This window comes from Flexithrix dorotheae DSM 6795, from assembly GCF_000379765.1.
GTDB classification, from domain to species: domain Bacteria; phylum Bacteroidota; class Bacteroidia; order Cytophagales; family Flammeovirgaceae; genus Flexithrix; species Flexithrix dorotheae.
In genome coordinates, this window is sequence record NZ_KB903498.1 from 302,334 (window position 1) to 328,933 (window position 26,600).

Consider the following 26,600-nt stretch of genomic DNA (forward strand, 5'->3'; position numbering starts at 1 on the left):
TTATTACTCCTCTGGTGCATTGTGATAATATACATCCCAGTTCAGGTATTTTTCCAATGCCTCCTGAAGAATGCCAGCAGTGTGAGAGGCATTCATCACCGCATGATGCTCAAAACCATTGTTGCAGATATAGCGCATGAGTTTTTGCAATTTGGGAACACTGGCCACAGCCCGGTTGCCAAAAGTTTTTAACTCATCATTGGTAAACATTCCTTCTCCAAAATAAGCCCTGATGTTTCCATCGCTATCGAATGTACTGATTCTTCCATAAGTTAAAAGTCCGGCAGGAGTTCTGCCTTCCAGGGCTCCATAAGTATTTTCTTCACCAACAATTGTCCCTAAAATTGGAGCTGTCCCGATTTGAATATCTGGTAAAAATGACTTGGCCCAATTGCCACAGTGGAATAATACACATTTGTTTTCATCAGCTGCATAGTTATTATTCCAATCGACTAAAGCACTTGGTGAGCCTGAAGCCAATTGCATGGCATACATGGTTAATGTTCCGGTGACATCTACTTCACAGGCGCTAGGCATCAACTGGTCGCTCATCATACTCATATTGGTACAAACATTACAACCATAGTTTTCCTGCACGGACGTCCAGCATTGAATGGCAGTAGCATCCAAGCTATTTGCCTCCATAAAATCTGACAAAACCACACCCATTTTTGCCATTTGAACCAGTTTTTCACCCGGAGTTTTTCCTGTAGGGGAATAAGCTTTTATGGCATCAAGTTTTTCTTTTACTTTCGCATCTTCATTTCCAAGTTTTTCAGCATTTCCCAAAATCTCGGATAAATCCACCGTGGTAACTGAAATGCCATTTCTTTCCAGAATCTTTTCACTGTATCTCACTGTGTTAAAAGCTCCCGGCCTTGCTCCTACTGCACCTATTCTCAAGTTGGTTAAACCTCTAACCACCCTGCAAACTCCAATGAATTTTTGCAGATCCATTTCAAAGTCAGGATCTGAAGGATGGACAACATGCTTATGGGTGATGGAATAGGGAATTCCGTATTGTTTTAAATTGTTGCAAACTGAAATTTTCCCACAAAAAGCATCTCTTCTTCTCTCTACATGCATTTTTCCCAACTCATCAGGATAACCCTGGATAAGTATCGGAACTTTAAGATCTGACAAGCGGATGGCATCTGCTACCCCTTTTTCATCACCAAAATTGGGAAGGCAAACCAATATCCCATCAATTTTATCTGCATTTTTCCGAAATAAATCAGCACAGGTTCTGGCCTCCTGAAAAGTTTCTACACCGCCTAACTTGGTTTCACTTTCATTTACCATTATCAGATTAATTCCAATTTTTTTAGCTAACTCCACAAGGTCTTTTCGTGCTTCTGTTACAAGGATGTCCGGAAAAAAATCTCTGTTTCCTATTATTACCCCCAGCGTGATTTGATGAGCCATTTTAGTAGATTTTTATGTTTTGAAAATTTAAAAGTGAAAGTTAAAAAATGGTTATTTCTGTAATCCAGCTTAAATCAAAGCTCTTAAAAAATACTTTCGTTTATTTTCGTTTTTTAAAATTAAAGTAAATAAACGAAAATAAAAATAAATTTCTTATTTTTGAGCATTATTCAGATAGAAAATAGTTTTGGCCATAAGACTTAATTCCTAAAAAAATGCTGGCGAATCAAAGAAGAGAAAAAATTATAGCCCTGTTGCGAGAAGATGGCTCAGCCAAAGTAAATGAACTATCTAAAATATTTAAGGTCACTGAAGTCACTATAAGGCAGGATTTAGAAAAACTAGATAAAGAAGGATTGGTCGTAAGAGAACATGGAGGAGCTCATTTGAAAAATGTGGAGGATCCTGTAAAAAATATTACTCCGCTCGACCAGAGTAATTTGGAAAAAAAGGAAAGCATTGCAAATGAATGTCTCAAATTAATAGAACCAGGGGATATCATCATTTTGGATTCCGGCTCCACCACAACAGAAATTGCCCGGAAATTGATTGGTTTTGAAAACCTCACGGTAATTACCAATGCACTCAATATTGCATTAATGCTAGGCACAGAACCCGGTATTGAGGTAGTAATGACTGGAGGAGAATTTAAACCCCCTACCCTTTCCCTCACCGGACAAAAAGCTGCAGATTTTTTCAATGGCATCAATGTAGATAAACTTTTTCTGGCCACAGCCGGAATTTCCCTCAAATCCGGTTTAACATATCCCAGTCTAAGTGACCTTGTGGTAAAAAAAGCCATGATTGAAGCAGCCGAAACTGTTTATTTAGTAGCAGATTCTACCAAAATTGGCAAAAGTTCATTTGCAAGCCTGGGAGCATTATCCCTCATTGATTTTCTTCTAACCGATAAGCATATTACTGAAGCCCATAAGAAAATTTTCAAGGAAAACGAGATTGAATTAATCATTGCATCCTGAATTCTAATCAGTAATAAAAGTATCATTCCCGGTATAAAGTCAACCCTCAACATGGGAAACAGAAAAGCAGTCTGAGGTAATTATTCTTTTATAGAAAACTCAAGAAAATAGTATTTTATGTAATAAAAGTACATAATTTATGTAAAAATCTATTTTCTAAGCCACAATATTCTAAATTTTATTACGCTTCATGAAAAGTATTAATATTTCTTAATGCCTTGTTCATTTTTAAAACATTGAATTTTAAGGCAAAAATGGTTAATTTATCTATAATAGAACTGCCAATAACACCTTGAATGATAGACACTAACCTTTCTATAGAAGGCTTTTTAATATTAGATATTAATGAAAATATTATGGCAATCCATAATATGTCGAACATTCCTTTTGTAGAAAACCATATTTCTGTTATAGGAAATCCATTATCAGCCTTATTTGAGCCTGCATTTTATCAGTTTATCCATTCCAAAATTGAGGAATTTAAAACTAATGACCTTCCATTTTTAAAAGAACACCTATATAAAAAGGAAGATAATCCGGTCTTAATAGAAATTGGGAGGTTAGAAACCGGAAGTCATGGTGGCTACTTCATTAAATTCAGACCCTGGCGGTTAAAAAACGAAGACCATATTTTAAATTCTATTATTGATGCCTCCAATGGTTATTGTTTTGCCCTTAGCATGGATTTGAAGTACCTTTATTTTAATAAAAAACATGCGAATTTCCTCTCCAAATTTTATGAAAAACCACCTGTAATCGGAGAAAGTGCCTTACCCCATTTTCAAAACCTGGAAAATTTTCAGGAGGCTAAAATGGATATGGATAAGGCATTGAGCGGGAAAACTTTTGAAGTAGTCAGAAAATACGGTCTCAACCCAATGTTTCTTTCCTATAAGTTCTCTCCAATGCTAAATCAGGAGACCGGAAAACAGGAGGGAATTATAGTATATGCCCGGAGGAAATATAAAGAGCCTGAAAAAACCAAACAATTATTAGAAAGGAAAGAAACCTTTGAGCTATTGGCTGATAATATGATGGACATGCTGGCTCTTCATGAAATGGATGGGACCTATTTGTTTATAAGCAATTCTGTGAAAAATCTTTTGGGTTATGAACCTGAGGAATTGATCGGTAAAAGTCCCTATACACAATTTCATCCTAATGATTTAAAACGGATCATGGAAGATTCGCATAAAACGGCTAATTCAGGTGAAATCGTTAATTCAATTGAATACAGGATAAAAACCAAATCAGGAGAGTATATCTGGTTTGACACCAAAACTAAACCTATTTTAGATGAAAATGGAAAAGTTACCCATTTACAAACCATTTCGACTGATGTTACCGAAAAAGTAAAAGCTAGACGAGCTTTAAAACTTAGTGAGGCCAAATTCCGAAGCTATATAGAAAATGCTTCAGACCTAATTTTTTCACTGAATAAGGAAGGTATTGTTCAATATATTTCCCCAAATGTCACCGCAACTTTGGGTTATCTGCCCGAAGAACTATTAAAACGGTCATTTTTGGAATTTATCCATGAAGAAAACTTACCTGAAGCCAAAGAGAAACTTGAAAAGGTATATACAACAAAAGGATACCAGGCCACCCTCGAATATCAGATAAAACACAAAAATGGTACCTGGAGATGGCACCAGGCCAGATCTACCTATAATAAGCTAGACCAGGATCAGGCATTTATTATGGGAATTGCAAGGGATATTACCCAGCAGGTGGAGGACAAAGAAAATCTGGTAAAAAGTGAAGAAAAGTACCGAAAACTTTTCGAATCAATGATTCAGGGAGTGATGTATCACGATTCAAAAGGAAAAATAATAAGTGCCAATCCTGCTGCAGAGAAAATTTTGGGTACTACACTTAGTCAAATGCAGGGCTATGAACCCATGGACCCCAAATGGAAAACAATTCATGAAGATGGTACTATTTATCCTCCCGAAAACCATCCGGCTGTTATGGCCCTTAAAAATGGAAAAGAGGTAAAGAAAAAAATCATGGGGGTGCTCAACCCAAATAAAAATAAATTTATATGGATAAGTATTGATGCTATTCCAATATTTAAGGAAGGGGAAAAAAAGCCTTATAAAGCCTTTACGACTTTTGAGGACATCACCCTGCAAAAATTAACCGCCAAAAAATTAAGTGATATTGCCAACAGGCTAAAACTGGCTACCAGTGGTACGGGAATTGGGATTTGGGAATTAGACCTGGTTACCAAAGAATTAATAGCAGACGAAAATATTTACAAACTGCTATATCGAAAAAAACTCAGCAAGACTTATTACCTGAAGGACTGGATTAGAATGGTTCACCCTGATGATATTAAAGCAATAAGAGAGGAATTTGACCTCAATTCTCCTCAAAAAGGGAAATATCAGGTGGATTACCGTGTCATCTGGTCTAATGGCAACATAAAACACCATACTACCACCGGAATTCTTTTGAAAAATGGGAGAGGTGTTCCGGAAAAACTCATTGGGATCACTTATGATATTACCTCAAGAAAAATAAATGAAGCTAAAATACTGACACTCAATCGGGAATTAAATGAAATAAACCAGAAAAAAGACCGGTTACTTTCCATAATTGCCCATGACCTAAGGAGCCCTTTTAATAGTTCCTTTGCATTTTTAAATGTTTTATTGAGCAGGTTTGATGGCTTTACACAGGAAGAAATTCAAAAATACCTTTCTCTTCTACAGAAGAACTTCAAAAAAACTTTTACCCTTCTCGATCAACTTTTGGTATGGTCAAGGAATCAGTTTGATAAAATTGAGGTGAATCCGATAGAATTAAAAATTCTTGCAGTTTTCAACAAAGTACTGTCCTTGTTTTCAGAACAAATTCAGGCAAAAAAACTAATAGTAAAAATGGACATAGCTCCTGAGGTTACGGTGATAGCCGATCAGGATATGGTAAATACAGTGATTCGTAACCTACTATCCAATGCCATAAAATTCTCCTTTATTTATGGAGAAGTAAACATTAGTGCCACACTTGAAAAAAATATGGTGAAATTTTCGGTTGGGGATAATGGCACGGGTATTCCACCTGAGAAATCGAATAAATTATTTAAAAAAGGGCATTTCCATACCACATCCGGCACTGAAGGGGAAAAAGGTTCAGGCCTGGGACTCGAAATATGCAAAGATTTTATTGAGAAAAATGGAGGAGAAATTTGGGTGGAAAGCGAGGAAAAAAAGGGTACTACTTTCTTTTTTACCCTTCCGGCCAAATAACCTTCCTTCCTCCCGACATTTCTAATTTCTACAACTTCCAATCAATTTCTTCATTGGTTTTTATTGCCGATTCGGGAAAAGGATGATTCTCATCAAAAATTCTAAGCTTTTCTTTTGACTCAATTAAAATATCCTTTTCTTGGATATTTCCATCCCTTAAAGTCAATTTGCTAAGGTTCAGGTCAAGATGCTTTGCCAGGAATTTGTAAGCGGCCTGTCTTTTGGACCAGCCATAATCGTGTTTTTCCTCCGGCAAATGCACATTTTCAACCATATTCTTTTGGCCATACAATCCGTAAATATATTGCATAAAAGGATACTCTACCTCCGGATTATTTTTGGTCCAGTCATCTCCATCTGAAATTAGAAGTTGGGGTTTTGGAGCAAAAGTTGCCGCAATTTCCACATTGTTGGTCTGGTGATTTTTGCTTTTATGAATAGGCATTCCACTCTCACAGACACAGCCACCAAAAAAATGGGCGGAAACCATTACTGTGGGTACCGAAACAGTAATTCTTTCATCCAGTGCCGCCAGCAAAATGGTTTGTGTTCCCCCTCCTGATGCCCCGGTAACAGCCACTCTGGTGGGATCGGCAAATTCCTCTTTCAACAAAAAATCAACTGCTCTCACACAATTCCAGATTTGTAGTTTTAATGCTTCCTTGTGTTTGTGTTCCCAGCCAAATTCCCTTGTTTCACCATAACCCACCATATCAATGGCCAGCACTATTGCTCCCATTTTGGCAAAATTGGCAAATCTGGTTTGGGCATCCTTTCTAAACCGCCCGTAATCCTCCTCTTTCGACCAATGCCCATGTGTGGAGAGAATAACCGGAATTTTTCCCTTTATTTTTAATGGTTTATATAATGCACCCGTCACATAAACACCCGGCAAACTTTCAAATGCTACATTTTCTACAGAATAACCTTTTTGTTTTCTCCAACTGTGTCTGATTGTTTTTAAATCCCCCTGATATCTCACCTTTTGCAACCCTACCCCATCCAGAATCCCCTGGCGGATAATTTTTGCTCTTTTCTCCCAATCTTCCTGAGTTTTGATGGTGCCCATTAATTCCTTCAGGATTTTTGCTGCTTCTGCTTCTTCATAATAATTGCCCTGGCACAACATGTCTGAGGAATTAGTTTGAGCAAAACTATAGGTAGTTGTGGTAAGTAGGACCAAGAAAACAGTTCGAAGTAATTTCATTTTAATTTTTATTTCCAATTCAGTTTCCAAAATTCATTAATTGAAGTTGCTTAAAGTTTCATTTGATGAATGAGAATGGAAAGCAAAATGGACCATATATCACATAAAGGCATAACTTTAGGCAACTTCATAGGCTCAATATAGGAAATTATTCAGTTTTCAGCCTAAACATTTAGTCGACTTCAAGTTTTCTTTAGAATTAATGAGTAAATTCATTTATCATCTAAATTCCATTTTTTTTGCCTAAACCACCTGTACCTATGAAATTTGTATTGAAAACCCTCCTTTTCCTCCTGATTACAGGAAACTTTTTATTGGCCAATAACACCAACCCGAATTACACAAAAAATTTTGTAATGGGTGAAATTCAACTAAAATCTGTTAGTGCTTTGGCTTTTGGTCCTCAGGGAATTTTATTCCTGGGAGATCCTATGAATGCAGCTGTTTATGCCCTGGATACTAAAGACAATAGTCCTATTTCTGCATTTGAATCTTTTGAAGTGGCTGATATTGATAAAAAAATAGCCAGCTATTTAGGAAGTGATCTTGAAGGAATTTCCATAAAAGATATGGCCGTTAATCCCATTTCCAAAAATGTGTATTTATCGGTTATCCGGATGGAATCTCCTGTCATCATTAAGGTAGATTCTCAGGGAAATTTAAGTGAAGTCACACTGGATAATGTATATCATTCAAAAATAGATTTGGAAAATCCCATTAGCGAAACAGCAGAATCCAGAGGAAGAAAGCTGAGAACCTGGGCCATTTCAGATTTAGCATTTTCCGATGAAAAACTATTTATAGCGGGATTGTCAAACGAAGAATTTGCGTCTACTTTCTGGACCATTCCTTTTCCATTTACCGAAAAGCAAACCCTGACCAATTTGGAAATTTACCATGCAGCTCACGGAAAATACGAAACCCAATCGCCAATTAAAACTTTCCTACCCTATTCTTTTGGCGATGAACCTCAGATACTGGCCAGCTACACCTGTACCCCTTTGGTTACTTTTCCGGTAAATAAACTGGAAGGAGGAAAAAAACTGATGGGAAAAACTGTAGCCGAATTGGGCAACAGAAATACTCCGCTTGATATCATCAGTTATGAAAAGGATGGCAAGCCTTTTATTTTAATTGCCAATTCCAACAGAACTTTGATGAAAATTGATCCTAATGATATTGCTTCATTTGAAAAAAGCCTTGACCAGAAAGTGCCGTCAAGTGACACCGATGGGGTAAAATTCCTTTCTATAGCACAAATTGGTATTCAACAACTGGATAATTTTGATGAAAACAACGTGTTAGTCATTCAGCGATCCGTAGATGATGGTTCATTAAACCTAAAACCTATTAGCAAGAAAAGACTATAAAAAATAATTTGAAAATAGCTCTTTGTTTAGCAAGGAGCTATTTGCTTTTCTTTTGATGATGAAAAACCTTTCAGGATTTATTCTTATTTGCTTCACTTCCTTCCAATTCACCTTTGCACAGGTTGCTCCGGAATTCAATTTTTCTTTTGATTCAATCTCCGGAACCCACAAACTAATCTTATCCGGCCTGGAAAAAGAAGACTTACAGAAGCTAAAGATGACAGATCCTGAATTTTCCCGATTCCAGGAATTTTTTCCAGTTTACTTTGGCAAAAATGCACCGGAAAAAACCGAAAATCTTCCCCCGGTAGCAGGGAAATATGTTTTGGAAAATGATGCCATATGCTTCACGCCCAGGTATCCCTATCTCCTCCGTAAAAGTTATTATGCCTGCTTCTATGCTGGAAAGTTTAAAAATATCATCAATTCCCCAGTTAATGATTTCAATGAAAATTTAATTAGTTTTGTTTTCATGGTTGAAAATACACTAGACAATCAACCTCCTGAAGTTACTCAGGTTTATCCTTCCCTCGATGTAATTCCCCAAAATCAGCTCCGGATTTATATTCATTTCTCAAAGAAAATGTTAACCGGACACTCATTGGAACACATTAAACTTTACAATCAGAAAGGTGAGCCGGAAGAAAATGCTTTTCTCCATCTCGATCCCGAACTATGGGACCCTTCCGGCAAGCGACTTACTATCTGGTTCGATCCGGGAAGAATTAAAAGGGATTTAAGTCCCAATCTTCAATATGGTGTCCCATTAAGAGTTGGGGAGAAATATACCTTACAAATATCCACTGCCTTTAAGGATATTCAAGGAAATCGGTTACATCAATCATTTGAAAAAACCTTTGTAGTTGGAAAGGCTGACAGATCTTCCCCCAAACCTGAAAATTGGGAAATCACTTACCCTGAACCCAATTCCACCCAACCACTTTCCATATTTTTTAACGAAGCCATGGACCAGGCGCTTACCAGTAGAATGATTGAGGTTTTTGATGAAAATAATATGGTCAAACAGGGAAGTGTTACAATTGGCAAAGAAGAAAAAAGCTGGACTTTTACCCCTTCAGAAAATTGGATAAGTGGAAAGTACCAGATTAGCATTAATACGAAACTTGAGGACCTGGCAGGAAATAGTCTTCAACGCCTTTTTGATGCAGAAACCACGCAATTCTCAACTACTCCTTCTTTTAAAACAAAGGACTTTTTGACATTGGAATTCGAAATCCCTGCATTTTAGAAAATGCTCTTTTCATTTTATCCCAAATACAACCTTTCCGAAAATTTTATCATTATCTGGTAAAGAATTTATTTTACATTTAAGTTTTTCTGGATTTTGGATAAAAAATTGTTTATAAATTAATAAACCAGCAATAGGCAAATTTTTTATCCGCCAATATTACTCCCTACAGTATTTACTAATCCTACCCAAAATCAATGGATAAGATGCTTTTTAGGTTATTCCTAATCATAGTTTTCTGCAATATCTTTTATCAGGCCCAAGGGCAGAGCGTAAAAGGAATTGTACGAGATGAAAAGCATGAGCCTCTACCCTTTGTGAATATCTTTTTTAAGCAACTGGGTACCGGAACAACCACCAACTTTGAGGGAAACTACTTTTTTACTACTCTTCCGGGTACTTATGATGTGGTTTTTTCTTCGGTGGGCTATGAGAGCCAGACAATTCAAATCATTATTGGAGATGGCATTACCACCGAAGATGTCTGGCTGAAAACCTCCAGTCAGGAATTGGACGAAATTATCATAAAGTCCAAAAGGAAAGACCCTGCCTATGAAATCATTCAGTCTGCTATTGATAACAAAAAGAAATATTTTGCCAGTATTCAAAGCTTCAAAAGTCAGGTTTATTTAAAAGCCACTGAAGAATTGGATATTAAGGAAAAACAAAAAAAGAAGGAGAAGTCATCAATAATTGAATTTGATGAAGGGGGAAGTGATGAACCAACCGATCCTTTTGAGGTGGAAAGACAAAAACAGATGAGGGATGTTGTAAACCTGAATATGGTGGAAATTCAAATGGAATTGAACTATCAGTATCCAGATAAATTCAAGGAAATCCGAAATGGCTATAAAGCTTATGGGAATAAATCCGGGCTTTTTATTCCCCACTACAGCGAAACGGATTTTAATTTTTACCAAAACCTGGTGGAGCTCAAAGGAATAGCTGAAACTCCTGTAATTTCTCCCTTAAGCAGGACAGCAATTTTATCCTATAAATACAAACTGGAAGACATTCTCCATGAAAATGGAGTGGTGGTTTATAAAATAAAGGTGATTCCCAGAAAATCGGGAAATTCCACTTGTAGTGGTTATATCTACATCAATGACCAATTGTGGAACATTAATCGACTGGATTTTAATTTGAATAAAGGGGGCTTGAAATTTTATGATGCTTTCCGACTGAAACAGGATTACGAAAAATTGGATAGCACTACCTGGATTCCCTACCGACAGGAATTTTTCTATGAATCCAAACAGGGAAAAGCTAAAACCTTTAAGGGAAATACAATCATTCGCCATTCCAATTTTCAAAAGGATTTTCAGTTCCCGCCAAAGTTTTTTAACAATGAAGTTTCTATTACTACTAAAACCGCTCTTGAGCAGGATTCCACTTTTTGGGAAGCTTCCCGACCGGAAAAGTTAACCGAATTACAACACAAGGCTGTTTCTTACCGGGATAGTGTGGAAAAAGTGCACAACAGCAAGCCTTATCTGGATTCAATTCAGGCCAAATATAATGAGATTACCCTTGGAGAAATTTTTTTGCATGGTGTTGGATTTCGAAATATGGCTGAAAAACGGGATATTTATGTGAACTCTTTAATCGAACTCATCAATTTTGAGGTAGTGGGAGGCTTGCGTTTGGGCCCTTATATTGCGTATTTCAAACGCTATAAAAATGGCAAATTACTGGCCTTAAATCAGACGCTTAACATTGGCCTCCGAAATATGGATGTTCAGGGAAATTTTAGAGGCTGGTATAGGTATGATCCTTTCAAATTGGCTTCTATAGATTTCTCTGTGGGTCGTTCTTTTGCCTCTATCAATGCTTATGATGCCTATCTGAACCAACTGAGTGTTTCCAATTACATTTTGCATGATTTCCTGCATTTAGGGCAAAAAATGGAATTGTTAAATGGATTGTATATGAGAATTTCAGGCAGTTATCACAATCGGCAATCCCTTGAAAATTACAACACCAGGTCAATTCTTAATGAAGTTATTGAGGAAACTGAGCCTGTGGAGTTTGAGCCCTACCAGGCTTTTATAACCGGGTTAAGGTTTTCTTTTACCCCCGCCCAAAGGTATATGACCGAACCTACCCAGAAAGTGGTGCTGGGCAGTGAATTTCCTACCTTCAGTCTGTTTTATAAAAAAGGATGGAATGAGGTATTCAGCAGCGATATTGATTTTGACTATGTAGAATTTTCTATCAACCAAAACCTGATCCTTGGAATGCTGGGTAATTCTAATTATACTTTCCAAACAGGAAAGTTTATAAATAAAAAAGATTTAAGATTCATGGATGTAAGAAGATTTAGAGAATCGGATCCCCTCCTATACTCTAATCCCCTGCATTCTTTTCAGCAATTAGATACTTCCCTGGTGGCTGAAGATTTATTTTATGAAATCCATTATATTCATCATTTTAATGGCGCACTTATTAATAATTTGCCCTTAATTAAAAAACTTAAAATAAGGGTAGTTGCCGGAGCCGGTGCCATATGGGTAAAAGATGGAAATTACCATTATCAGGAAGCTTTCACCGGTTTGGAAAGGATTTTTAAGATAGGCGCAAGAAGAAGGCTGAGATTAGGGGTTTATGGTGTTGTAGCGGATTCCAATAAAAGGAAACCTGATTCCAGTTTTAAAATTTCATTCGATATAATCGATACCTGGAAAAAAGAATGGAATTATTGACAATAGCATTTATATTCCTCTCCCCTACTCTTTCAATTTCTTAATATTTTCCTCCGGTTTAAAACTTTCAGGAGCTTTCCTCACATTTTCAATTAGCATTTCCCTTACCTTTTGGTGATGCCGGGTGTTGAGCCTTTCCACATCCTCCAAACCCAAATCTTCATCTTTAAACTGCTCATTGGTCATTTCCGTAGCAAAATCACGCCCTTTTAGCAGAATTAAGGGAAGTTCTTCGTCCGGGAGGGGTTCACTATTGAAAAATACTTTGCAACCTTTGTAATCGATCTGAATATAGTCTGCTTCCGTCCCTCCAATATTCTGGATATTTTGCAGGAGTCTGCCTTTGGTGGCTTCCAGTTTCATAAAAACCTCCAGACGCTTGTTATTAACCAACGCTTCCAAGGTTTTCTCACACTCTATAAAATAGGCTCTGGCCTGATCTCCCTTTTCGGTTTTCGCCATCATTGCCAGTTTTTTGGCTGTATCCAGTTTCAGTAAATATTCCTTACTGGGACGGCCTCCGGTACTTTTCGTCAAAAATGACGTAAAGTCTTCTCCTTCATTGAACCGGCTTATAAGAGTTCTTTTTATCCAATGGCTATATTCTGTTTTGATCTCCAGGAATTCATATAAATCCTTAGCCGAAACAAGCTTCCCTTTATAAATTCTAATCAGTTCCATTTCTTGTTGCAAATTTTACGAAAGGAATTTCTCTAATACTACTTTAGGTTACGGATCGAAGCAAGAAAAAAAATTCAAACTGGAACATTAGTCACAAAATTCAATCACATATTTTACCCCTCCGAACCTGCTCTTTTCTTCTTTCACTTCTTCCACCAATCCAATCTTCTTGGCTGTTTCAAAAGCATTCTGAATTGTTCTGGGAATTCTATCCTTATGTCTGTTTTTCACCAGTTTTTCCAGTTTCATGATATCAAATAGCTTATCATAGCTATATTCCACTGAACCGGTGGTTGAACAATGTTTCGCCTGATACAGACATTTAATGAACAATTCAATTCCCGCATTTGGTCTGCCTCTGGAAACTGAGCGCAATAGTTTATTTAAGTCAACCGGGATATTGAAATAACTGTTTTTCATGGAAGGATTAAAATCAAAAAAGCTTCCTTCTACAATTATTTTCAGTTTATCCGGATTGTTTTTGTTGATTTTATGGACTTCTACCAGTTGGGTAATTTTTATATCATTCCCACTGTTCCCCACAAAGTACTTTTTCTGGTTAAGGGCAAACAAAGCGTCTTTCACCAGCATTCTTTTTTTCCCTTTGTCAAGTTTCTCCAGACCCATTACCTTGTAAACATCGGACAATACGATCTCAAAATATGCCTTGTCAATTTCCCTCAGGTATTTATACTCTCCTTTGGCTTTGGCAAACTGGGCCAAAATCACGATGGCCGTTAAAACCCTTACTTCATTGGCCGTTATCTCCTTGGAAATTTGCCTCAGCAATTGTCTTGGAATTTTTTTCTCGATCTCTGTGGGAAAATAGATATAATAATTCTCTCCGTTTTTCTGAAGATTCAAAGCTTTATCAATAGCCATATTAGCCTTTTCAATGATGTCTTTTGAAAAGATATTGAGTTGCTTGTTAACCTGCTGTAATTCTATCTTCAGTAATTTCGAAGAGTAATTTATGATCGTTTGCATAAAAAAGTTTTATAGTGTATCACTATTGGTGCAATGAAAATTTAATGTAATTGGTAATCAATCATTTAATTCCTATCTAACTCCCACTCCTTTCCACTTTATTCCTAATAATCTAGTTGTTTTTTTCTGCTAATATGGTTTATCATTTATCTGTTGATTTCCTCACAAATCTTTTCCATTTCCAGTCCTGAAAAAGCCAGATTTCTCATTTTTCTGTAAAATGTAGCATGAGGCATTTCAATTTTCCTGGCAATATATGCGGCAGTCAATCCATAGGATTTCAAGATTTTGGGTAATTCTCGTTGAAGAACTACAAAATTGCTTGCTATTTCTTTGTTTACTCGCATGATTATTTTTTGTAACAGTATGATCAAATATAATCATTTCGACTGCTTCTGCTAATTCTCAAAATACAAATTTTTATGGCTGTGTCACCTTTGGCGCGTTTTTCCTTCCTACTTTTGGGTAAAGCCTGATTTTATTTTTTAATAATTTTCCTATCTGTGTCACCTTTGGCGCAGAAATTCCCAATTTTCCTTCCCATTTAACTTACAAAACCATCCTCATTTGCTCTGGTGTCACTTTTGGCGCATTGTTTATAGATGCTCTTTTTTTACTTTTTGTGTCACCTTTGGCGCATTATGTAAGCCTTTTATGCATTCCCTGGTGTCACTTTTGGCGCAAGGGAGGTGTTTTTTTACATCCGTGTCACCTTTGGCGCAATTTCCTGAATTTATTTAAGTGTCACTTTTGGCGCAAAAACTGAATATTGGAATATATCTGGTGTCACCTTTGGCGCAAAAAGGTTTTAATATCTTCCAAATTCTCCTTTTTGTCTACCTGATCTATAGTTTTTTAATGGATTCGATCAAATTTTGACTACAAATTCGCCCTGAATTCTCCAGATTTCCTTTACAGTTTTTTTCATTTTGCTTTTGCTTTCAGTGTGTCACTTTTGGCGCAAAGGAGAGTGTTTCCCAAGCCTTAAGTGTCACCTTTGGCGCGCTTGTTATTCTCCTTAAAACCTCATTTTGGCGCAGATATGAGTATTTTTGTGGATTTTGATTCACTCCTTTTTGTATAAATCTAATGCCTGGTGTGTCACCTTTGGCGTAGTATCATACCATTGTATTCTTCATCGGTGTCACTTTTGGCGCAGCAGAATGGAAATGGAATAAAATGGTGTCACCTTTGGCGCATTCATGGGTGTATAATTATCCAATTTCCGTGTCACTAATGGCGAAAATGGTGACACTTTATGCGCAGATTGTGTCACCAATGGCGCAGTTTGTGACACCTTTTGCGCGAAATGTGTCACCTTTGGCTCACTATCATTTTATAACAGGCTGATTTTCAATTATTAGTGTACTTTGTTACATCTATATAATATTTAGAAATTATATAATTAATATAATTTTTAAAAGGCGAAAATTTTTTTGGAAATTTTCATCCTTTTAAATGTAAGTAAAGATATGAATTATGCGCAGGGGTGTCACTTTTGGCGCAGCAGATTATTTTTCATCCTTATTAAATAAAAAAAGATTTGTACCCATCCTCAAAATTTCTTTACTTCCCACCTTAATTACCTGATTTAAAGTAAATTAATATATGTATTTAAAGCTTTGTTTAATTTTTCTCCTCCTGATTTTCACCAGGGAAATAAATGCTCAATCCCTAAAAAATGGTGTAGACAATTATGCGCACTTTAGTGAGACTTCGATCACCAGAACTTCTCCTGAGGGTTGGTTAAAATCCTTTTTAAAAATACAGGCGGAAGGTTTAACCGGAAATATTCACGCAGCAGGCTATCCATATAATTCCGTTGGCTGGAAAGGCCAGGTACAATTACCCGAAGGAACACCTACTTTTAAAAACTGGTGGGCGTATGAGCAAACTGCTTATTGGATTGATGGCGCCTTAAGATGTGGTTATTTATTGGATAATCAGTCCTTAATAGATTCTGCAGAAGGTTATATTCACCATATACTTGAAAATGCCAGGCCGACAGGAGAACTTGGAACCAACCATTGGGGGGAAAATAAATGGCCACATGCGGTCTTATTCAGGGCCTTTATGGCGGCTTATTCAGCAACGGGAAACAAGGCCATTTTAGCAGGACTTCAGAAACATTTCAAAGCAACAGCTGATAATTATTCAGAAGGTAGAAATATCATGAATATTGAAACTATGTGTTGGTTGTATGGTTTAACTCAGGATGACGAGTTGCTTAAAATTGCTCAGAATGCTTATCGGGAATTTAATTTGCTTGATTCAGGTGATGTCAGTTTATATGGTTTAAGCAGTGAAGAAATCCCCCATGAACACGGAGTTACCTATCTGGAGTCTGTTAAAATTCCAATTATTTTACACATCTATACGGGAAAACAGGTTTATCTTGATGCAGCCCTCAAAGGCTTTGAAAAACTTGAAAAATATCATTTGTTAATTGATCAGGTACCTGGAAGTTCGGAAAGGCTAAATGGGAAACGCAGTAATCAGGTGCATGAAACCTGTGATATTTCTGATTTTATTTGGAGTGCAGGGTATTTTCTAATGGCCACCGGAGAGGCTAAATGGGCAGATAAAATGGAAAAGGCCTGCTTCAATGCCGGCATGGGAGCCATTACCAAGGATTTTAAACAGCATCAATATTATTCGGGGCCAAACCAATTTCTAGCCAATAAAAATTCAAGTCCCTGGAATGCCAAAGCCGGATGGTATCAGCAATCCCGGCCCAGAATGGCCTACCGCCCTTATCACGATACTGAATGTTGTACTGGAAACATAAATAGGTTTTTGCCAACTTATGTCAATAGAATGTGGCTAAATGATAAAAAGGGTGGCATAACAGTGGCACTATATGGACCATCCTCCTTTAAATATGACACTGGAGAGGCCAACCAGGCTTTCACCATCCATCAAATTACAGATTATCCCTTTTCTGGAGAAATAAATTTTGAGGTAACTAGTAAATCTAAAAAAGGGAAAGTGTTTTCCCTGAGCCTGAGGATTCCCGAATGGAGTACAACAACCTCCATTTCTATCAATGGGGAAAAGATTCAGGAAAAAATTACTCCTGGAACCTTTTTCCAAATTACCAGAGAATTTAAGCATGGAGATCACCTCCAACTGAACTTAGACATGAAAACTCAACTTGTCTTTTGGGAGGGAAATGGAGTGGCCCTTGAAAGAGGACCACTGCTATTTTCCTATCCTATCCCAAATAGTGTCAATGAGGATGAATCTCAAAAAATGTATAAGGAAGGATTTTCCTCTCTGGAGATAGACCCCGATGGCACCTGGGCCTATGCTCCTGAATTAGAAAACACTGAAAAAATAGCAGTCATTACAGAAAAAATGCCTGAAAATCCATGGTTATTGGAAACTTCTCCGGTTAAATTACGGATTCCTGTCTGGAAAATAAGGGGATGGAATTTGGAAAGTGAATTTACCCCTGATTTGCCACAAGAATACGATCTTTTGGAAAAGGAAAATATTACCCTTGTACCTATGGGCGCCACTACTTTGAGGGTTACCATTTTTCCGGATGTTAAGAAAAGATTTACCCTTCGTCAGCTTAAATTATTGAAAAATTAGGATTGTCGGAGATTAATCCTCCTCCTCCCCTTCCCTTTTTGAACAAGTTTTTGGTTATATAATATTTTGAATCTTTCCTAAAGATCAAACATATTTTTCCTTTCCCTTTCTTTTTCCTCCAACATTTCTTTAATGTCATCCTGCATCTCCAAAAACATCAGCCGAACTATTGAGGTAGCAATTGAAGAAGACGTTTTACCCGTTTTAATGGAAATATCCCTGATTAGCTGTAAATATTTGGCCGGGATTTGAACGGTTGAGAATTTCTCTTTGAGGGCACCAGATTCCTCCAATTCGTTGATGGTTTTTACCAGGGTGTCAAAACTGTAATTATCGCTTTTCTTTTTCCTGGATTTTTTTGCGGAGCCAGAAGCATTTTCTGATTTAGAAGCAGGTTTTTCCTCTACCAGCTCTTTTTTAGCCTCCTTTGGTTTTTCTTCGGCTTTGCTTTTTTCATCTTCTGCAAATGGATCATTAATTATGATATCCAGGTCTTCATTGAAAGTATTGGGATTTTTCTTTGCCATCGTTCAGTATTGTTTAAGTTTTAATTAATCAGGTATTTTATAAGGTGATAAACATTTTGTTCAGGGTCATCAAAAGGGATGATGGTAGATCGGTTTTTTCTGTACATTTCCGGTCTTTCCCTTATAGAAAGTAATTCGCTTTCTTTTCCTGGAATTTTCTCAATATTAGGATTGGCTTTCTGAAAATAATTTTCATGCGCAGTAGCTTTAATCCGTCTGTTAAAAGTGGTGTTGGCCTCTTTATTTAAAAACCAGCCACATTTTATGTTTAAAGTATCACACATTTTCATATAAGAAACTCCGGATTCTATATCCAGTTCATCTGCTACAATTGGAATGGCTACTTTATCAATTGTCTCCAGAATAGCCTTTTGTTCTTTTTCGATTCTACCGGGGAAATCCAGGAAAATATAATCGAAATGCTGCTGTAGTTTGTCATACTTTTCAAGATACTCCTGATACCCGAAGGTGTACAATGGGTAAAGGTTTTTCAACCGTTCCTCATAATCTTCGAAAATCTCGGAAAGAGCCTCTACTACCTGTTTACTTTTAATTTCTTTTGCCCGTTTATTGGCAAGAGAGCGCTGGTCATCAAAATCAATTAAGGCGACTTTCTTTCCTTTTTTGTATAAAATATGGAAAAGTGTAGTCACACAATATTGTGTCCAGGTACTTTTACCTACTCCTCCTTTTCTGGTTGCAATTGCTAATACTTTCATCAATGATTTATAAACTGTTTATTGTGTATAATCTAGTTATTATTGATTTAAAATAAACTACAGATCTTTTATCAACACCAGATAACCCATAAGTCTATGGTTGATATTTTATTTAGTGTTAGTAATTAATATGCAATTTGTAAATAATATTTCAAAAATAAAAGACAAATAAAATAAAAATAACAGATAAATAATAAATTAAAGATATGTGATTTGTGTATTATCAACTGTAGATATTTTGTTAAATATATTTTATATGGTGTGTATAGATTATCAGTTTACAGTGTGTTTGTGATTAGTTTGTAAAATATGATACATAATTTGATTATAAAATATAAAAATATGATAGATAAAATATAGGATGTTAATTATTGTGGTATATTATATGAAATATTTTTTATAAGATATAAAGCATATTAAATAATAAATAATTTATTTAATATAGAATATAGAATATAGAATATAGAATATAGAATATAGAATATAGAATATAGAATATAGAATATAGAATATAGAATATAGAATATAGAATATAGAATATAGAATATAGAATATAGAATATAGAATATAGAATATAGAATATAGAATATAGAATATAGAATATATCGCCTCTTAAATGCCTCAAAAAACTAATTTTAGTGAAAAAGGATCACGAAAATAGTTTAAAACCAGGAAAAACAAGAATACAAAAAAAGGAAAATTGAGGAATTTAAGGAAATAAAAAAAGCCAATTGCAATATATTGCAATTGGCTTTTTTAAAATTTAGAAGATAAATGAACTATTTAAAATTTTTGGGATTGGAAATAGGATCAATATTGGCATGCTTAAAATCTGAAGTTCCATTAAATTCTACGTTTTCTAAGGTAGTGGGTGAACCAAAATAAGCATGCTTAAAATCACAATCATCAAGAAATTTAGTGCCTGAAAAATCAACACCTTTCTTGAAGGAGGCATGCTTAAAGTCGGCTTCTCCCTTAAAAATGACCTGACTAAAATCCTGATAATTTGGGAAAGTTACATGTTTAAAGTTAGCTTCATCAAGAAAACTAGCGTCTTTAAAACTTGCATCTGCTCGAAATTGCGTATGTTTAAAATCAGCTTCGTTTTTAAATTCACAGGATTTAAAAGAAGCATTTTTCTTAAAACTTGAGTGTTTAAAGACAAGGTCTCTTTTAAAAGTATTATTTTCAAAGATACTTTCCTGGCTAAAGGTTGAATGTTTAAAGGTGGCCCTTTTTTCAAAAGTACAGTTGACAAAAACTACTTTATCTTTAAAATGTGTGGCATAAGAGATATGGGAATTTTCATCGTAATAATGGGCAATAACTTCTCCTTTAAACACACAATCTTTAAAGACCAATTCTTGATTTACCCAGCTTGAATAACTCCTGTAATTGTTATCTGAATCTTCCATCTTCATATTGTCTAGTTTGGTAAGATCCAAATCTCCATCAATAACTACATTTTGGAAATGAAGACTTGCATTACTATTGACCTTATCAAGGATTACATTTGGAGTAATATTATTCTGAGCGCTTAAAGCACAGATAAAATACAGGTTAAAAAGTGCAACTAAAATCGGGTTTTTCATGGGAAAAAATTTTGGTGTTGAAATTGAAAAATATGAAAACTTCTTATCGCTTTTTTATAAAGGATAGAAATTTGGATGTTTGACTTATTGGCTGGAAGAAAATACTGTAAATAGTACCTTAATAAAGACTGAAGAAATTTTGGAAGGTTGCTTTTTTTAGAAAAAAATTAGCAGTTTTTTCTTTTAGAAATAATCTTCCTGATAAAACATGAAGTTTTCCTTAGTGGCAATATCAATTGGAAGAAATTTATTTTCGGGAATTTCCTTCTTAAAAACAAGGTAATCTGTAAGCAGATTAATGCCGATGTAGGCCTGTTTTTTAGGGTGCTGGTTGATTAGGAATTGAATTTTATCCTGCTTAAGCAAAGCAATATTTTCTTCCAGCAGGTCATAACCAATCACACATACTTTTTGTTGAAAATCAGGTAAATAGGGAATAATCTGGTAGGCTCTTGAAGTCGTAAAAAGAATTCCTTTTATATCATTTTTTAACTTTTTCAGAAGAGACATTTCAGGACTTGACTTAAAACTTTTGCTGAGTTCAACATTTAAGGTAATTATTTCCAGCTTTTTTGCACCAAGTTTATTGAAAAATGCGTGAAATCCCTTCGATTTTTCTTCAATATGGTGAGAGTTTTCATCATTTTCATTCACATTGATAATGATAATTTTCCCGGTATCTTCCTTTTCAAGATGCATTAACCTGGCGGCTAATTTGCCGGTCTGCACCAAATCCTGACCAATAAAGGTTTTGGCACGTACTTCTGAAATAGGGGTATTGAAGGTGACCACAGGAATATTAAGCTTTTTACAATCCTTCAAAAATGTAATGGATTCTTTATAGAAAAAAGGAGAAAGCAGGATAGCATCCGGGTTTTCCTTTAAGGTTTCATTGGTAAAATCGGTAAAACTGGAAGATTGATCGGGATCGAATTGTTTGGTTATGACCACAATGCCGAAATGCTGGAAATTTTTGAAAGCATCATTGACTCCAAGTGTGGGTTCATGCCAATAAATATCTTTTTTATAATCGGGCAGGAGTGCCACAATTTTATAAGTCTTATTAGCCTTCAGTGTTCTGGCTATAATATTTGGCTGGTAGTTTATTTTTTTTAAAACAGCCTTAACTTTTTTGGCTGCATCTTCTGAAACTTTTCCTCTACCATGCAGCACCCTGTCCACTGTTCCGCGGGATACCTCCGCCATTTGAGCAATATCATTAATGGTATATTTCTTCATGAATTCATATTTACCATTTTGCTCAAAACCAATAAACCATGAATTGAGCCACCTGTTTTTTCAAAAATAGCACAAAAAATTGAAAAGTATAAATATTGAAAGTGTAGGTGCACATTCGATTTGTGTTCGAGCACATCATTAAGTATTTTTGTTTTTTAGCACGAAAAAATTAAAGTTTGTAAAATACTTTTGTTTTCCTGAGAATAAGTATGGTGTAAGTTTTACTACTCCAAAACTCTTGAGAAAATAGAATAAATCATAGACAAATAGAAAATTCCTGAAACATTAGTTCTTCTGATGAGAGGGAGATTCTTTTATAATCCTCAATGCAAATGGTAAATAAAGAGAAGGTTAGGCAGATAATCAGACAGTTTAGAATTCAGGGAGATTGTAAAAGTTTTGAACCACATGGAGGTGGACATATCAACGAAACATTCAGGGTAATAAACAGCAATCCATCTTACCCTGACTATTTATTGCAAAAAATTAACCATCAGGTTTTTAAGCATGTTAATCAATTGATGGAAAACATGCAAAGGGTATTGGACCATTTACTTTCGCGAAATAAGGAGAATAATGGGGTAAAAAGTCTTGTTTTAGTGCCTTCAAATTCAAAAAAGTTTTATTTCCAGGATAGCGAAGGAGGTTTTTGGCGAATGTTTGAGTTTGTGGAAGATTCGAAAGTATTTGAAACCATTTCTTCGCCCACAATTGCCTATGAGGGAGGCAAAATGTTTGGCGAATTCTTGATACACCTTTCAGATCTCTCCCCTGATTTATTCTATGAGGTAATTCCCGATTTCCATAATATCCATTTCAGGTTTAAAAATTTGTTTGATGCAGAACAAAAAGATACCGAAGGAAGGGTAGGGGAGGTTCAGCAAGAACTTAATTTTATTAAGGAGCGGATAGAAATCATGGGAACTTTTCAGGAATTGAATAAAAAGAATCTGTTACCCAAAAGGGTTACCCATAATGATACTAAGCTCAATAACGTCCTTTTTGATCAAAATAATCATGGATTGTGTGTAATTGATCTGGATACGGTGATGCCTGGTTTTGTGCATTATGACTTTGGTGATGCGATCAGGACCTGCGCCAATACTGCTCCGGAAGATGAGCCAGACCTAAGCAAAATTAATGTGAGTTTGCCCATGTTTGAAGCCTTTGCCAGGGGATATCTGGAAAAAACAAAGCAGATTTTAACTCCTACTGAAATCCAATACCTGCCCCTTTCAGGTGCCTTTATGGCCTTTATTATGGGTGTTCGCTTCCTTACAGATTATCTGATGGGAGATGTTTATTACAAAACAAACTTTCCAGGTCAAAACCTGCAAAGAGCCAAATCCCAATTGATGCTCACTAAAAAAATTGAGGAAAATTATGATTCCATGCATCGCATAATTCAGGAGATCTTAGAGGATTAAATTTTGCCAAAATGGAGTGTAATTACCTAAATTGGACTTGTACTATTTGCGAATCTTTAAATAATACAATTTATTCTTCTCTAAGTCAATAAGCTTAAATCCTGATATAAAGCTATCTATTTCCATTCGTGCTCCAGCACATCAAAGTGTGTTCGTGCACATTTTTAAAGAAATTTCTTGCTTTTAACATTTGTATTTTTAAATATTGTGAAAGGTACTTATCAAAATGGCTGTTTAGATTGTTGAAATTACCCAATTTGATAGTTACTGAATTTCGCCCCCTTTCGCCAATATGAACATTATTAATAACCATTACTAACAATAACCCAGGTTTTGAACTTCAAACTCAGGATCAATCGGTTATCCATTTTTTACATAAAATAAACAGGCTGGATGGTTAGAAGCAAGGTCATTTTCATGATTTGCCTTAGCATATTGGGGCTTATTGGCTGCACTTTTTTGGGGTTGGCCCAGACATCCTCTGTCTATATAGAAAAGGTTAACCTCAACACCTATCCTTTTTCAGATCCTGATCCCGTTCCAAATTTTTCAAAATATTATCCTTATCATAATTTTTCAGGCTATGCTCATAAAGGAGTTGAAACGGAATGGGAAATGGTGGTTTTGGAAAATGATTATATAAAAGTTTATATAAATCCCAAGGTGGGAGGGAAAGTTTGGGGAGCAATTGAAAAATCAACCGGGAAGGATTTTATTTACTTCAATCATGCTGCGAAATTTAGAAATGTAGCCATGCGTGGACCCTGGACGTCAGGTGGAATTGAGATCAATTTTGGAACAATTGGTCATGCGCCCACCACAGCATCTCCAGTGGATTATACATATCAAAAAAATGAGGATGGTTCTGTAAGTTGTGTAGTTGGCAGCTATGATTTTACCTCGAGAACAAGATGGAATGTAGAAATTTCTCTGGAAGCAGATAAAGCTTTTTTCAAGACAAAAACTACCTGGCACAACCTCTCGGAGCTTTCCACCTCCTATTATCATTGGATGACTGCTGCGGCAAAGGCAAGTGGAAACCTGCAGTTTATAAGTGCCGGGACAAATAGTATCGGTCATGTTGGAGAAGTGAAGTCCTGGCCAATTGAAAATGGAAGAGACCTTTCTTTTTATAATAAAAATAATTTTGGAAGTCATAAGTCTTACCATATTGTGAATAGTACATCCGATTTATTTGGAGGATACTGGCATAATGAAGATTTTGGATTCGGACATCTTTCCGATTTTGATGAAATGCCCGGCAAAAAAATCTGGATATGGTCACTTTCCAGACAGGGTGGAATTTGGGAAGATTTGTTAACTGATACAGATGGGCAGTATGTGGAATGGCAGGCCGGAAAATTATTCAATCAGGCCTCTCCCGGAAGTACTTATTCTCCTTTTAAACATCAGCAGTTTTTTGCCCACGATGCAGATGTAATGGAGGAAGTATGGTTTCCACTTATAAACACAAAGGGAGGTGTTGCTGCTAGCCGATATGCTGTTTTGAATATTCTTCAGGGAGAAGAACAAACAGAAGTGTTCCTTTGTCCCCTACAATCCTTTTCAGACCAATTGGTCATTTATGCCGATGGGGAAGAAGTTTTTAAAAAAGAAATTGATTTTGAAATACTGAAAACTTTTAGCCAAAAAATTACCCTTCAGAAAGGTAGTGGGCTTAAAATAAAAATTGGACAGGAGAAACTGCTATTTGAACATAATCCTGAAAGTATTCTATTGGAGCGACCAGTGAAAATGGATAGTACTTTTAACTGGGAGAGTACCTACGGACAGTTCATTAAGGGACGTGAACTTGAAAACCAACGCATGTATCTGGAGGCGGAGGAGGCCTATTTGAAATGCCTGGCTACCGATCAGCATTACATCCCGGCTGTTACAAGGCTTGGCTATCTGCATTATAGAAAAGGAGAATATCCAAAAGCTTTGGAGCAGGCTAAAAAAGCGCTGGCTTTCAATACTTACGAACCAGAAGCCAACTTTCTTTATGGACTGACCAATAAAAAACTCGGTAAAATTGATGAAGCATATAGTGGATTTTCCATAGCTTCATCTGCGATTTCCCACCGGGCAGCCAGTTATCTGGAAATGGCTAAAATTAACTTACTTGAAAAAAAATATCAGCAGGCTTTAGCTTATGCTGAAAAAAGCCTCAGGTTTAACCCGAACAGTCTGGAAGCTTTAGAAATTAAAGCCATTTGTTTTAGAATATCAGGAGATAAAACTGCAGCAAAGGAAACCCTGAGTAAAATAAGCAGGAATGATGCTACTTATCTCTTCCCTCAAGTAGAAAAATTCCTTCTGGAAAACTCTGAGCTGTCACAGACTACTCCTGAATTAATAATTGAAAATGAATTTCCCAACCAGACTTTGATCGAAATGGGAGTCCATTATTATAACCTGGGGCAACTGTTTGAGGCAAAACTATTATTTAAACAAGCCCTTAATAATCCAATAGCCAATTACTGGCTGGCCTTTCTGTATGACATGGAAGGAAATTCCGAAAAAGCTAAGGGTTATATTGACCAGGCCATAACCTTACCTACTGAATTTGTTTTTCCCTTTAGACAGGAATCCCTGGAAGTTTTCAAATTTGCTCAGAAAGTTAATAATCACTGGAAAACCAGGTATTACCAGGCATTATTATTTGCTTCTCTGAACATAGAGAATGGTGCAAAAAATATATTCGATGAACTGGGGGAAGAACCAGATATTCCACATTTTTATCTGGCAAGAGCAAATTTCAATAAAAAGGATCCTCCAAAATATCTGGACGATTTAACTTATGCTTATGAATTGGATAAGCACAATTGGAGGGCTTTACATGCCTTGTCTGAATATTATCTTAACAAAAAGGAGGCTGAAAAAGCTATATTTTACGCAAAAAATGCTTATAATAGCTATCAGAATAATTCAATAATAGTATTGGATTATTTAAAGGCTTTAAATCTGAATAAAGAATATTCAACAGCTTTAAAAGTATTTGAAAGTGTTGTATTATTACCTTACGAGGGGTTTTCGGAAGCCAGGTCAGTATATTTTGAAGCTTGTGTTAATCAGGCTATTTTTTCAGTGAAATCTGCTGATTTTGAGGAGGCCATTGCATTGGCCCAAAAAGGAAGTGAATGGCCCGAAAATCTTGGCGTTGGAAAACCCTATCTAACAGACAATCGAATTACAGACTTTATTACGGCAATTTCCTATGAACGACTGGGAAAAGGGAAATTGGCCAAAAGTTATTATCAGAAAGTATTTGACAGTCGGGCAACCGATAAATCTCCGTTAGTGCCCAATTTTTTATTGGTCGTATTGGCAGAATTGAAATTAAAGCATTCAGAAATTCAAGTTAGGGAATCGATTTCTGAAGTTGAAAGTAAAAGTGATGATTCCTATAAACCTTATCTCAAAACTTTACTACAAACAGAAAAAATTTCAGAGGAGTTGATCCTGCAAACCATTATTTCCATTGGAGAAAAGTATCCCAATGAGGGTCAAAATATTTTACTACAAGAACTAGCCATACAATTAACCACAAATGAATAGATTTTTTTACAAAACCCAATTTAACATGAAGCATGAAATAAACCCGAATACCCCAACCCAATCTTTGCTTAATATTCAATTTC

At 36.0% G+C, this 26,600-nt stretch carries 17 protein-coding genes; 8 read left to right on the forward strand and 9 right to left on the reverse strand.

The features are described from left to right. Positions 1-3: 3 nt before the first annotated feature. Positions 4-1,425 carry an L-fucose/L-arabinose isomerase family protein gene (locus A3EM_RS0137030; RefSeq protein ID WP_020533303.1) on the reverse strand — a complete coding sequence of 474 codons (1,422 nt, stop codon included), beginning with the start codon at positions 1,423-1,425 and terminating at the stop codon, positions 4-6. A gap of 215 nt (positions 1,426-1,640) precedes the next feature. On the opposite strand from A3EM_RS0137030, the gene A3EM_RS0137035 reads away from it, so the two are divergent. Both A3EM_RS0137035 and A3EM_RS0137040 read left to right on the forward strand, forming a co-directional pair. Continuing rightward, complete coding sequence (locus tag A3EM_RS0137035) at positions 1,641-2,405, forward strand: DeoR/GlpR family DNA-binding transcription regulator (RefSeq protein WP_020533304.1); 765 nt, start codon at positions 1,641-1,643, stop codon at positions 2,403-2,405. Positions 2,406-2,701: 296 nt separating this feature from the next. Next, positions 2,702-5,659 (forward strand): PAS domain-containing sensor histidine kinase, encoded by a 2,958-nt coding sequence (locus A3EM_RS0137040; RefSeq protein WP_020533305.1) that lies wholly within the window; start codon positions 2,702-2,704, stop codon positions 5,657-5,659. Between the two features lie 28 nt (positions 5,660-5,687). Here the strand turns inward: A3EM_RS0137040 and A3EM_RS0137045 are convergent, their stop codons facing one another. Continuing rightward, positions 5,688-6,866, reverse strand: a complete 1,179-nt coding sequence (locus A3EM_RS0137045) for an alpha/beta hydrolase family protein (RefSeq protein ID WP_044240939.1) — start codon at positions 6,864-6,866, stop codon at positions 5,688-5,690. A 260-nt stretch (positions 6,867-7,126) separates the two neighbouring features. Between A3EM_RS0137045 and A3EM_RS44845 the strand changes: the two genes are divergently transcribed. From A3EM_RS44845 to A3EM_RS0137065, 3 genes are all read left to right on the forward strand, one after another. After that, positions 7,127-8,236 carry a hypothetical protein gene (locus A3EM_RS44845; RefSeq protein WP_020533307.1) on the forward strand — a complete coding sequence of 370 codons (1,110 nt, stop codon included), beginning with the start codon at positions 7,127-7,129 and terminating at the stop codon, positions 8,234-8,236. 55 nt (positions 8,237-8,291) lie between these two features. Then, positions 8,292-9,485, forward strand: coding sequence for an Ig-like domain-containing domain (locus A3EM_RS46695; protein WP_020533308.1), 1,194 nt, complete (start codon positions 8,292-8,294; stop codon positions 9,483-9,485). 197 nt (positions 9,486-9,682) lie between these two features. Next, the gene (locus A3EM_RS0137065; protein WP_020533310.1) at positions 9,683-12,187 is read left to right on the forward strand and encodes a DUF5686 and carboxypeptidase regulatory-like domain-containing protein; all 2,505 of its coding nucleotides are present in this window, start codon (positions 9,683-9,685) and stop codon (positions 12,185-12,187) included. A gap of 24 nt (positions 12,188-12,211) precedes the next feature. On the opposite strand, the gene A3EM_RS46700 is transcribed toward A3EM_RS0137065, so the two are convergent. From A3EM_RS46700 to A3EM_RS0137080, 3 genes are all read right to left on the reverse strand, one after another. Beyond that, complete coding sequence (locus A3EM_RS46700; RefSeq protein WP_020533311.1) at positions 12,212-12,868, reverse strand: antA/AntB antirepressor family protein; 657 nt, start codon at positions 12,866-12,868, stop codon at positions 12,212-12,214. An 87-nt stretch (positions 12,869-12,955) separates the two neighbouring features. Then, the gene (locus A3EM_RS0137075; RefSeq protein ID WP_020533312.1) at positions 12,956-13,855 is read right to left on the reverse strand and encodes a hypothetical protein; all 900 of its coding nucleotides are present in this window, start codon (positions 13,853-13,855) and stop codon (positions 12,956-12,958) included. Between the two features lie 146 nt (positions 13,856-14,001). Next, positions 14,002-14,202, reverse strand: coding sequence for a hypothetical protein (locus A3EM_RS0137080; RefSeq protein ID WP_020533313.1), 201 nt, complete (start codon positions 14,200-14,202; stop codon positions 14,002-14,004). 1,261 nt (positions 14,203-15,463) lie between these two features. On the opposite strand from A3EM_RS0137080, the gene A3EM_RS44860 reads away from it, so the two are divergent. Continuing rightward, the gene (locus tag A3EM_RS44860; protein WP_020533315.1) at positions 15,464-17,452 is read left to right on the forward strand and encodes a beta-L-arabinofuranosidase domain-containing protein; all 1,989 of its coding nucleotides are present in this window, start codon (positions 15,464-15,466) and stop codon (positions 17,450-17,452) included. Positions 17,453-17,529: 77 nt separating this feature from the next. Here the strand turns inward: A3EM_RS44860 and A3EM_RS0137095 are convergent, their stop codons facing one another. The 4 genes from A3EM_RS0137095 to A3EM_RS0137110 form a co-directional block, all read right to left on the reverse strand. Continuing rightward, complete coding sequence (locus A3EM_RS0137095; RefSeq protein WP_020533316.1) at positions 17,530-17,979, reverse strand: hypothetical protein; 450 nt, start codon at positions 17,977-17,979, stop codon at positions 17,530-17,532. Between the two features lie 20 nt (positions 17,980-17,999). Beyond that, positions 18,000-18,698, reverse strand: a complete 699-nt coding sequence (locus tag A3EM_RS0137100; RefSeq protein ID WP_020533317.1) for a ParA family protein — start codon at positions 18,696-18,698, stop codon at positions 18,000-18,002. A gap of 779 nt (positions 18,699-19,477) precedes the next feature. Continuing rightward, positions 19,478-20,290, reverse strand: coding sequence for a pentapeptide repeat-containing protein (locus A3EM_RS0137105; RefSeq protein WP_020533318.1), 813 nt, complete (start codon positions 20,288-20,290; stop codon positions 19,478-19,480). A 183-nt stretch (positions 20,291-20,473) separates the two neighbouring features. Further along, complete coding sequence (locus tag A3EM_RS0137110; RefSeq protein WP_020533319.1) at positions 20,474-21,529, reverse strand: substrate-binding domain-containing protein; 1,056 nt, start codon at positions 21,527-21,529, stop codon at positions 20,474-20,476. Positions 21,530-21,861: 332 nt separating this feature from the next. Here A3EM_RS0137110 and A3EM_RS0137115 point away from each other — a divergent pair, with 332 nt between their 5' ends. After that, positions 21,862-22,956, forward strand: coding sequence for a phosphotransferase enzyme family protein (locus A3EM_RS0137115; RefSeq protein ID WP_026210821.1), 1,095 nt, complete (start codon positions 21,862-21,864; stop codon positions 22,954-22,956). A gap of 393 nt (positions 22,957-23,349) precedes the next feature. Beyond that, a complete protein-coding gene (locus tag A3EM_RS44865; RefSeq protein WP_020533321.1) occupies positions 23,350-26,517 on the forward strand; it encodes a DUF5107 domain-containing protein in 3,168 nt (1,055 codons plus the stop codon). Positions 26,518-26,600 lie beyond the last annotated feature (83 nt).

Excerpts from the sequence above, each read along its gene's own strand:
- A3EM_RS0137030 (WP_020533303.1), bottom strand. The coding sequence starts at position 1,425 with ATGGCTCATCAAATCACGCTGGGGGTAATAATAGGAAACAGAGATTTT.
- A3EM_RS0137035 (WP_020533304.1), top strand. The coding sequence starts at position 1,641 with ATGCTGGCGAATCAAAGAAGAGAAAAAATTATAGCCCTGTTGCGAGAA.
- A3EM_RS0137040 (WP_020533305.1), top strand. The coding sequence starts at position 2,702 with ATGATAGACACTAACCTTTCTATAGAAGGCTTTTTAATATTAGATATT.
- A3EM_RS0137045 (WP_044240939.1), bottom strand. The coding sequence starts at position 6,866 with ATGAAATTACTTCGAACTGTTTTCTTGGTCCTACTTACCACAACTACC.
- A3EM_RS44845 (WP_020533307.1), top strand. The coding sequence starts at position 7,127 with ATGAAATTTGTATTGAAAACCCTCCTTTTCCTCCTGATTACAGGAAAC.
- A3EM_RS46695 (WP_020533308.1), top strand. The coding sequence starts at position 8,292 with ATGATGAAAAACCTTTCAGGATTTATTCTTATTTGCTTCACTTCCTTC.
- A3EM_RS0137065 (WP_020533310.1), top strand. The coding sequence starts at position 9,683 with ATGGATAAGATGCTTTTTAGGTTATTCCTAATCATAGTTTTCTGCAAT.
- A3EM_RS46700 (WP_020533311.1), bottom strand. The coding sequence starts at position 12,868 with ATGGAACTGATTAGAATTTATAAAGGGAAGCTTGTTTCGGCTAAGGAT.
- A3EM_RS0137075 (WP_020533312.1), bottom strand. The coding sequence starts at position 13,855 with ATGCAAACGATCATAAATTACTCTTCGAAATTACTGAAGATAGAATTA.
- A3EM_RS0137080 (WP_020533313.1), bottom strand. The coding sequence starts at position 14,202 with ATGCGAGTAAACAAAGAAATAGCAAGCAATTTTGTAGTTCTTCAACGA.
- A3EM_RS44860 (WP_020533315.1), top strand. The coding sequence starts at position 15,464 with ATGTATTTAAAGCTTTGTTTAATTTTTCTCCTCCTGATTTTCACCAGG.
- A3EM_RS0137095 (WP_020533316.1), bottom strand. The coding sequence starts at position 17,979 with ATGGCAAAGAAAAATCCCAATACTTTCAATGAAGACCTGGATATCATA.
- A3EM_RS0137100 (WP_020533317.1), bottom strand. The coding sequence starts at position 18,698 with ATGAAAGTATTAGCAATTGCAACCAGAAAAGGAGGAGTAGGTAAAAGT.
- A3EM_RS0137105 (WP_020533318.1), bottom strand. The coding sequence starts at position 20,290 with ATGAAAAACCCGATTTTAGTTGCACTTTTTAACCTGTATTTTATCTGT.
- A3EM_RS0137110 (WP_020533319.1), bottom strand. The coding sequence starts at position 21,529 with ATGAAGAAATATACCATTAATGATATTGCTCAAATGGCGGAGGTATCC.
- A3EM_RS0137115 (WP_026210821.1), top strand. The coding sequence starts at position 21,862 with ATGGTAAATAAAGAGAAGGTTAGGCAGATAATCAGACAGTTTAGAATT.
- A3EM_RS44865 (WP_020533321.1), top strand. The coding sequence starts at position 23,350 with ATGGTTAGAAGCAAGGTCATTTTCATGATTTGCCTTAGCATATTGGGG.